The sequence below is a fragment of the Bordetella petrii genome, assembly GCF_020991325.1.
Classification (GTDB): Bacteria; Pseudomonadota; Gammaproteobacteria; order Burkholderiales; family Burkholderiaceae_B; genus Bordetella_A; species Bordetella_A petrii_E.
On the sequence record NZ_JAJMLX010000400.1, the window covers coordinates 1 to 3,050 of the forward strand.

At 64.3% G+C, this 3,050-nt stretch carries 2 protein-coding genes; both read right to left on the minus strand.

All coding sequences use genetic code 11. The annotated features are described in order from the left end of the window. Nucleotides 1–77 precede the first annotated feature (77 nt). On the minus strand, nucleotides 78–1,985 hold the full coding sequence (nosZ, locus tag LPZ50_RS23630) for a TAT-dependent nitrous-oxide reductase (RefSeq protein WP_230665298.1): 1,908 nt from the start codon (nucleotides 1,983–1,985) through the stop codon (nucleotides 78–80). Between the two features lie 41 nt (nucleotides 1,986–2,026). Further along, the coding region (locus LPZ50_RS23635) for a NosR/NirI family protein (RefSeq protein ID WP_230665299.1) at nucleotides 2,027–3,050 on the minus strand (1,024 nt) is incomplete at its 5' end.

The window sequence follows — 3,050 nt, forward strand, 5'->3', positions numbered from 1 at the left end:
CGCCAGGCCGGCCAGCAGCGCGGTGGCGGCCGCGGCTGCCAGCCGGGCCGCCTGGGGGAACAGACGGCGCATGCAGGCTAGGCCTTCTTGGGCAGCACCACCAGTTGCCCCGACATTTCCATGTGCAGGGCGTGGCAGAACCACTGGCAGTAGTACCAGAACACCCCCGGACGGTCGGCCGTGAAGGTAACCGACGAGGTGGCCTGCGGGCCGATTTCCATGGCGATGCCGTGGCCTTCCAGCGTGAAGCCGTGGGTCAGGTCTTCGATGACTTCCATGTTGGTGACCACCACGGTGACTTCATCGCCCTGGTTGACCTCGATGTGCTTGACGCTGAACATGGGCGCCACCGCGATCATGTACACGCGCACCTTGTTGCCGTCGCGCACGATCTTGGCGGCGTCTTCCAGCACCACGCCGTCTTTCTTGGCCATGGCGCGGGCATCTTCCCAGATGGGGTCGTCGCGTTTCCAGGCATTCAGTGGATGCACCTTGGACCGGTGCACCAGCAGCATGTCGTGCGGCTCGGCGAAGCTGGGGCCGTCGTGCACCAGCTTCATTTCGTCGCCGGAAATGTCGATCAGCTGGTCGTTCTCGGGCTTGAGCGGGCCCACGTTCAGGAAGCGGTCTTTCGAGAACTTGTTCAGCGACACCAGCCACTTGCCGTCGGCTTCCTTGGTTTCGCCCATGGTGCTGTGGTTGTGGCCGGGCTGGTAGTGCACGTCCAGCTTCTGCATGATGGGGTCGACTTTTTCGCCCGCGTACGCGCGGCGTGCCTTGTCGAGGTTCCACTTCACCATCTGGCTGTCGATGAACAGCGTGGTGTAGGCGTTGCCGCGGCCGTCGAAGGCGGTGTGCAGGGGCCCCAGGCCCAGCTGGGGTTCGGCCACCACGCAGTCGCGCGGCTTGATCTTGTCGTCGAACAGGTCGTCGAGTTTGCGGACATCTAGCACGGTGACGGTGGGCGACAGCTTGCCGTTCAGCACCACGTGGATGCCATCGGGCGCGGCGTTGCAGCCGTGCGGCGAGTTGGGAACCGGGATGTAGCGCGTGTACTTCGAGCCGTGGCGCCCGTCTACCACCGGCACGCCGTTGATGGTTTTGAAGTCGCCGGCCTTCACCCCCGCTTCGATGCGCTTGATGTTGAACACCACCACCCAGTCTTGCTCGTTGGCGGATGCTTCTTCAACCGTGACGCCTTTCTCGGAGTTGTAGCAGGTGGCGAACGAGTATTTGCCCTGGTAGTCGGCATCGCCGTTGTCCAGGTTGCCGTCTACCAGCACCTGCCAGGCGATTTTCATGGTGTCGCCGTCGATGGCGGTGTAGACGGCGAAGAAGTTTTTCTTTGGGTCGTCGGTGATGCTGCCGTTGTTGGGCACGGGAACGATGTGCTCGCCGTTGGCGAAAACGTAGCCGGTGCGCGGGTAGCGCTGCGGACGCAGGCCGTGAATACCCGAGGCATTGGGAATTTCAATGACCTTGTCGGTTTTCATGACGTCGCAGCGGATGCGCGCGACGCGGTTGTTGGCCTTGTCGTTGATGAAGATGTAGCGCCCGTCGTACGTGCTGTCGGTGAACGACATGTGCGGGTGGTGCGCGTCGCCGTTCAGGAATACGCCGCCCTTGTCCGCCAGGTACTTGCGGGTTTCGGGGGTAAGGCCTTCGGTGAGGATTTTGCGGCTTTCGTTGGTAACGCCCCAGCCGGTGGCGCTGCAGTGGTTGAACACCGGGATGCGCATCAGTTCGCGCATGGAAGGCAGGCCCAGCACGCGCACTTCGCCTGACTGGCCGCCCGAGTTGAACGCGTAGTATTCATCGAGCTCGCCCGGGGCGATATGGCCGGAAGGCCCGGATGCCGCGCCGTTGGCGGCATACGCACCGGGTAGATGCGTGCCGCCGACCAGGCCTGCGGCGCCGGATAAGGCGGCCGTGCCCAGGAATCCCCGGCGGCTAAGTCCGGTTCGGTCGGGTTTGTGATCGGACATGGTTACTCCTTGGTTGTGATGGCGCGATGGCCATTGCGGGATCAGTAGTTGGCGGAACTCGAGGGCGAATCGCCCGACTTGGGCCGGGGCATGTGCTTCAGCACGGCTTCTTGCGGCGGCGCGCGGCGCCGCTCGCGCTTGGCTTTCTTCTGGATGAGGTGCGGGCATTTGCCTTCGTGGTGGTAAAGCATTTGGCAATGCAGGCACTGGATGCATTCGTTCGGGTTGATTTCGCCGGTGGGGGCAATGGCCTGCACCGGGCATTCAAGGTTGCAGCGCTGACAGGGGTTGCCGCAGTCGTGGTAGCGGCGCAGCCAGTTGAAGATGCGCAGGCGCGCCGGGATGGCCAGGGCCGCGCCCAGGGGGCACAGGTAGCGGCAGAAGAAGCGCTCGATGAACAGGCCCGCCGCCAGTAGCGCCACGGCGAACACCACGAAGGGCCAGTCGCGCATGAAACGCAGGATGATGGCCGTTTTGAAGGGCTCGACTTCGGCCAGCCGTTCGGCAAAGGCCAGGTCGTACAGCGAGAACCCGAACAGCAGCAGGAAGATGACGTACTTCAGCGTGGACAGCCGCTGGTTGGCGCCGTGCCCCACCGTGACCTGCCGAACCCCCAGGCGTTTGGCCAGCCGGTTGGAAAGTTCTTGCAGGGCGCCGAACGGGCACAGCCAGCCGCAGAACGCGCCGCGGTTCCAGAACACCATGGATATGGCGGTGGCGCACCACAGGATGAACACCAGAGGGTCCATCAGGAAGGCGTCCCAGCGGAATTCCGTGCGCAGCGAGGTGGTGAAAGTAAGTACGTTCACCACCGACAACTGCGCCTGCGCGTACCAGCCTATCCAGAACAGCGCGAAGGCCAGGTAGGCCAGCCGCAGGCGGTCGTGCAGCAGGGGGCGGCGGGCCAGTTGGTCTTGGAAGAAGAAAATGCCTACCAGCACCGCCAGCCCGACGGCCAGGATGACCACCTGCCCGCGCTTGGCCAGCCAGATCTGCTTCCATAGGGCGTTGGCGCCCGGGTCGGCCTGGTCTGGCGCCGCGGGCGGCTGTGCGGCGGGCGCGGCC